Here is a 5910-nt window from a genome sequence, read left to right on the forward strand (position 1 = left end):
GACGTGCGGCTGATGCGGCGCGCGACGGCGGACCGCCCGCCGTGCCGGACGGGCGGGGTGTCAGCTGCGGCCCGAGCGGGCCTCGACCAGGGCCGCGAGGCGGTCCAGGCCGACGTCGATGTCCTGGGCGGTCAGCACGGAGTACGACAGCCGCAGCTGGCGCAGTCCGCCGGTGCCCGCGTAGAAGTGGTACATCGGGGTCCACAGCACGCCGAAGCGCCGGGCGGACTCCTCCAGTGCCTCCTCGTCGGCGGTGAACGGCACGGTGACCACGGCGAACAGGCCGCCGGTGGGCACGTTCCAGCTCACCCCGCTGCCCCCGCCCTGCGGGAAGCGCGCGGCGAGGCCGTCGAGCAGGGTGCGCAGGTTGCGGCGGTAGACGGCGGCCTCGCGGGCGCAGGCCCGTTCCATGCTGCAGCCGTGCTCGAGGAGCAGTCCGCCGATCGCCGCCTGCGCGAGCGCCGAGGTGTTGAGCGTGAACATGCTCTTGAGCTTGGCGAGCTGATCGGCGAAGAAGCCGCCCTGCGCGACCGGCTGGTCGGCGACGACGTACCCGATGCGGGCGCCGGGGTAGGCGGTCTTGGAGTACGAGCCGATGTAGACGACCCGTCCCGCGCTGTCCAGGGACTTGAGGGTGGGCAGCCGGCCCTGGCCGTCGTGGAACATCGAGTACGGGTTGTCCTCGATCAGCAGGATGTCCTGCTCCTCGGCGACGCGCAGCAGGCGCCTGCGGTCGTCGAGGGACATCCGGGAGCCGCCGGGGTTGGCGAAGTCGGGGATGACGTAACAGGCCCGCGGGTGCAGGCCGTCGGCCCGGGCCCGGGTGATGCTGCGCGCCACGTCGTCGGGGTCGAGGCCGCCGGGGCCCTCGGGCACCAGGTGGACCGCGGTCTCGGTGAGGCGGGCGGCGCCGGTGAAGCCGACGTAGGTCGGCGCGGCGGCGAGCACGACGTCGCGTTCGTCGCGGCGCAGTGCACGCAGCAGCAGGACCATGGCCTCCTGGCAGCCGGTGGTGACGAGCACCGCGTCCGGGTCGGCCGGGATCCCTTCGTCCACCTCCAGCTGACGGACGATCAGCTCGTTGATGATGCCTTTGGTGGGGCCGTACTGGAACAGGGCCCGGCGCACCTGTTCCTCGCCGAGTCCGCGCTCCTGCTCCAGGTACCGGGTGAACCGCCGCAGATGCCGGTGCAGCGCCTCGGTGCGGTAGTGGCCCTCGAAGGGGCGGCCCGCCGCGAACGACACGGCGTCGGGGTAGTTCCCGGTGACCTCGTTGAGCAGCGTCATCGAGGTCAGCGCGGGGTCGGCGAGGCTGGTGTGCAGGTCGGCGACGGCCAACAGGGGCGCGGCCCGGGGTGCTTCGAGCAGCGCGGCCGCTTTCATGCGGCGGCCTCGTCCATGGCGTCCACGAGGCTCTTGGGCCGCATGTCGGTCCAGTTCTCGCTGATGTGGGCGAGCGCGCTCTCGCGGTCGGTGGCCGGCAGGGCGATGCTCCAGCCGGCGGGGACCTCGGCGAAGGACGGCCACAGCGAGTACTGGCCCTCGTGGTTGACCAGGACGAGATACGTGCCTTCGGCGTCCTCGAAGGGGTTGCTCATGACGGTCTCCCGGTTCCTTGTGCTAGGCGTGGTGGGACAGCGGTTGCAGTGGTCCCCATCCAGGCTGGCCGGGAGGGCCGACGCGGGGCTGACATGTCGCTGACGAGGTCGTCGACCAGCTCGAGCAGTACGGGAGCGGGCTCGTCGGCCAGGTGGAAGTGGCCGCCGGAGAAGGTCCGGTGGCGTACGGGACCGGTGGTGGCGGCGGTCCAGTCGGCGGCTTCGTCCGCGGTGAGTTCGGGGTCGCCGGTGGCCCGGTGCACGGTGAGGGGCAGGTCCGGGGCGGGCCCGGCGGGCTGTACGTAGGTCTCGGCGAGCGCGTAGTCGGCGCGCGCGGTGCGCAGCACCAGGTCGAGCAGGTCGGGGTGGGCGAGGACCTCGTCGGGAACGCCCTCGAGACGCCGCAGTTCGGCGATGAGTTCCCGGTCGCTGCCGAGGTGGACCCGGCCCGGCCTGACCCGGTGCGGCGGGGGCATACCGGAGACGATCAGCCTCAGCGGCGGGTGGCCCGCGGCCAGCAGGCGCCGGGCTGTCTCGTAGGCGGCGAGGGCGCCGAGGCTGTGCCCGTACAAGACGACGGGGCGGTCGAGCAGGGGCCGGGCCGCGTCGGCGGCGGCGTCGGCCAGCGCGTGCAGATCGGTGTGCAGCGGTTCGGCGATGCGGTCGGTGTGGCCGGGGTACTGGACGGCGTGCAGCTCGACGGTCTCGGGCAGCAGGGCGGGCCAGTTCCAGTAGGCGGTGGCCGAGCCGCCGCCGTGCGGGAAGCACACCAGCCGCACCTGGGCGGCCGGCCGGGGCACGGGGCAGCGGTACCAGGCGGCGGTGACACCGGTGGTGCTCATGCGGCCGCTCCTGGCCGCGCGGGCCATTCAAGGCGGGCCACGGCGTCGAGGACGCGCTGGACGTCCGGGAGGTAGTGGGCTTCGAGCAGCGGGGCGGGGTAGGGCACGTCGAAGCCGGTGACGCGGCGCACCGGGGCCTCCAGGTGGTAGAAGCAGCGCTCGGTGATCCGTGCCGCGATCTCGGCGCCGGGCCCGGCGAAGCCGTGGGCCTCGTGGATGACGACGGCACGCCCGGTGCGGCGGACGGCGGCGCACACGGTCTCCTCGTCGAACGGCGACAGGGTGCGCAGGTCGACGACCTCCAGGCTGATGCCCGCTTCGGCCGCGGCCTCGGCGGCCGCCATGGCCACGGGCAGCGAGGGCCCGTAGGTGACGAGGGTGGCGTCGGTGCCGGGCCTGCGGACGGCGGCCCAGCCGAGCGGCCCGGTGTCGACGGGGAGCGTGACCTCCTCCTTGTGCCAGTACAGGCGCTTGGGTTCGAGGAAGACGACCGGGTCGGGCGAGGCGATGGCGCGGCGCAGCAGCGAGTACGCGTCGGCGACGGTGGCGGGCGTGACGACGGTGAGGCCGGGGGTGGCCATGTAGTAGATCTCGGAGGAGTCGCTGTGGTGCTCGACGCCGCCGATGCCTCCGCCGTAGGGGATGCGCACGGTGATGGGCAGCGGCAGGGAGCCGCGGGTGCGGGAGCGGAACTTGGCGACGTGGCTGACGAGCTGCTCGAAGGCCGGATAGGCGAAGGCGTCGAACTGCATCTCCACGACGGGGCGGTAGCCGTACATCGCCATGCCCACGGCGGCGCCGATGATGGCGGACTCCGCGAGCGGTGTGTCGAAGCAGCGTTCGTCGCCGAACTCGCGGGCCAGGCCGTCGGTGACCCGGAAGACGCCGCCGAGGGTGCCGACGTCCTCGCCGAAGACCAGGGTGCGCTCGTCCTCGCGCATCGCGTGCCGCAGCGCCGAGTTGAGGGCCTTGGCCAGGGTGACCTCGGTGGCCGGGGTCATCGCCGGGCTCCTTCTGCCGCGGGACCGGTGTCCGCGGCCCGTTCGTCCGCGAGCAGTGCCGACTGTTCGCGCAGGTGGTGCGGCGGGTGGTGGTAGACGTGCTGGAACATCTCCATCGGGTCGCGCCGCGGCGGCTCGGCGAAGTCCCGGCGCAGCGCGGCGCTCAGCTCCTCGGCCGCCCGCGCTGTTTCGGCGATCCCCGCCCGGTCGAGGACGCCGTCGTCGACGAGGGTGTGCTCCAGGCGGGCGACCGGGTCCTTGTCGGCCCAGGCGGCGACCTCGTCCGCGGAGCGGTAGCGGGTGTCGTCGTCGGCGTTGGTGTGGGCCTCCATGCGATAGGTGAGGGCCTCGACGAGGGTGGGGCCGCCGCCGGTACGGGCCCGGTGGGCGGCCTCGGCGACGACGGCGTGCACGGCGAGGGCGTCGTTGCCGTCGACGACGGCTCCGGTGGCTCCGTAGCCCTCGGCCTTGTCGGCGAGGGAGCGGGCCGCGGTCTGCTTGCTCAGGGGGACGCTGATCGCGTACTGGTTGTTCTGGATGAAGAACACGACGGGTGCCCGGCGTACGGCCGCGTAGTTGACGGCCTCGTGGAAGTCGCCCTCGCTGGTCGCTCCGTCGCCGATGTAGGCGAGGGCCACCACGTCGTCGCCGCGCATCCGGGCCGCGTCGGCGAGGCCGGCCGCGTGCAGGCACTGGGTCGCGAGCGGGGTGCACTGGGGCGCCGCCCGGTGGGCGGCCGGGTCGTAGCCGCAGTGGCGGTCCCCACGGAACAGGGTGAGCACGTCCTCGGCGGGGATGCCCCGCGTCAGCAGGGCGACGCTCTCGCGGTAGGTCGGGAAGATCCAGTCGGTGGGGCGCAGGGCGAGCACCGAGGCGGTCTGGCACGCCTCCTGGCCGCGCGAGGACGGATAGACCGCGAGCCTGCCCTGCCGGGTGAAGGTGGTGGCCGTCCGGTCGAAGGCACGGCCGACGACCATCGCCCGGTACAGCTGGAGCCCGGTCAGGGCCGCGGCCGTGCCGGGTGCGGCCGGTGCGGGCGCGTCGAGCACCGTCATCGCTTCTCGCCGCCGCTCGCGCCGGCGTCGGCCCCGCCCCGGTTCCGGTTGATCCAGGTGTTCTCCAGGGTGGTGATGAGGCCGGGGCTGTGCAGCTGGCGGGCCTGCTCGTACGCGTACTGGGCCAGGTAGCGGCGGAACAGTTCGAGGGGCTCCTCGACGAGGTTGAGCATGCGCCGGTTGGCTCCGACGGCCGGGTGGTCGAGGTGCCCGGCGGCCGCGCGGACGGCGCCGTCCATGGCGTCCGCGGGCACGGTCTCGTCGACGAAGAGGGACGCCTCGGGGTCGGTGGCCCGCAGTTTCCTGCCCCAGAAGATCAGGCGCCGCGTCAGGCGCGAGCCCGTCAGGTGCAGCAGGCGCATGTTGGCGACGCCCGGGACCAGTCCCTCCTCCATGGCCGGCAGGCTGAACCAGGAGTCGTCGGCGGCGACGACCCGGTCCATGGTGGGCAGGATCTGCATGCCGCCGCCGATGGCGAAGGCGTCGACGGCGGCGACCCACGGCTTGTCGGCGTCCGGCCACCAGCCGTCGCCCGCCGTGTCGTCCAGGCACAGGCCGCGCACGAACTTGGCGATGTATCCGGCCTCGCGGCGCAGCAGGAAGCCGAGCAGCGAGATGTCGCCGTGGTAGAGGTGCGTGAGGTTGATGCCCGCGCTGAAGACGCGCCGGCCCGCGTAGGCGGGGTGGGACTGGGGGGCGCCGCGCAGCACGCCGACGTGGCTGGCGGGGTCGAGCAGCACCAGGTCGGTGCCGGTCTCCAGGGCCTCGACGGCTGCGTCGTCCTCGGCGTTGAGGAACTCGGCGTTGCACAGCTCCAGTTGGGCGATGCCGTCCTCACGGGTGACGGTGGCGATGCCCAGGTCGGCGTGGCCGGTGAGCTGGTAGTCGAGGAGGGCGGCACGGGCGCGCGCGGTAGGGCGGAGCATGGAGCGCAGCAGGTGGTTGCCTGCGATGGGGGCGTTCAGGACGGCCTGGAGGAAGATGCCGACGGCGATCTCCCAGCCCTCCTTGTTGCGCTGCGTGTGCCGTGACTCCGCGGCGAGCTGGGCGCGGGTGGGCACCAGGCCCGGGAAGTGCGCGGCGGCCAGGCCGGTCAGTTCCTCCAGGCGCGGGCTGCGGGTGAGGCCGTCCGTGAGCTCGGCGTAGATCCGCTCGGCGTACGCCGCGAGGAACCGGCGGCGCAGGCTGCTCGCCTCGTCGTGGAGGGCCGCGGCGTCGCGCTGTTCGGCGGCGGTGCGCTCGGTGCGCGGCGGCATCGCCTCGACGATCCGCACGACGGATTCGAGATGGGCGGTGACCGGGCCGCAGTCCTTGGCGAAGTCACCGCTGAGGTTGGGTGGGTGGCCGGGTGCCGTCCGCAGCAGCACGGCGGGGGCGGCGAGCGTGGGTGAGCGCACGGTGTGTCTCCGATCGT

6 protein-coding genes are annotated in these 5910 nt (G+C 73.5%); all 6 read right to left on the minus strand.

The window, feature by feature from the left end:
• Nucleotides 1–60: 60 nt before the first annotated feature.
• Genes OG574_RS52130 through OG574_RS52155 form a run of 6 tightly spaced genes read right to left on the minus strand, consistent with a single transcriptional unit; the run spans nt 61 to nt 5893 of the window.
• Complete coding sequence (locus OG574_RS52130; protein WP_326779371.1) at nt 61–1383, minus strand: aminotransferase-like domain-containing protein; 1323 nt, start codon at nt 1381–1383, stop codon at nt 61–63.
• Nucleotides 1380–1598 carry an MbtH family protein gene (locus OG574_RS52135; RefSeq protein WP_100598467.1) on the minus strand — a complete coding sequence of 73 codons (219 nt, stop codon included), beginning with the start codon at nt 1596–1598 and terminating at the stop codon, nt 1380–1382. The genes OG574_RS52130 and OG574_RS52135 overlap by 4 nt, the downstream gene beginning before the upstream one ends.
• A complete protein-coding gene (locus OG574_RS52140; protein WP_326779372.1) occupies nt 1595–2440 on the minus strand; it encodes a thioesterase II family protein in 846 nt (281 codons plus the stop codon). The genes OG574_RS52135 and OG574_RS52140 overlap by 4 nt, the downstream gene beginning before the upstream one ends.
• On the minus strand, nt 2437–3441 hold the full coding sequence (locus tag OG574_RS52145; protein WP_326779373.1) for an alpha-ketoacid dehydrogenase subunit beta: 1005 nt from the start codon (nt 3439–3441) through the stop codon (nt 2437–2439). Before OG574_RS52145 ends, OG574_RS52140 begins: the two co-directional genes overlap by 4 nt.
• Complete coding sequence (locus tag OG574_RS52150) at nt 3438–4496, minus strand: thiamine pyrophosphate-dependent enzyme (RefSeq protein WP_326779374.1); 1059 nt, start codon at nt 4494–4496, stop codon at nt 3438–3440. The genes OG574_RS52145 and OG574_RS52150 overlap by 4 nt, the downstream gene beginning before the upstream one ends.
• Entirely contained in the window at nt 4493–5893 is a 1401-nt protein-coding gene (locus OG574_RS52155; RefSeq protein ID WP_326779375.1) for an enoyl-CoA hydratase/isomerase family protein, read from the minus strand. Before OG574_RS52155 ends, OG574_RS52150 begins: the two co-directional genes overlap by 4 nt.
• Nucleotides 5894–5910: the final 17 nt, after the last annotated feature.

The sequence above is a fragment of the Streptomyces sp. NBC_01445 genome, from assembly GCF_035918235.1.
GTDB lineage: Bacteria > Actinomycetota > Actinomycetes > Streptomycetales > Streptomycetaceae > Streptomyces.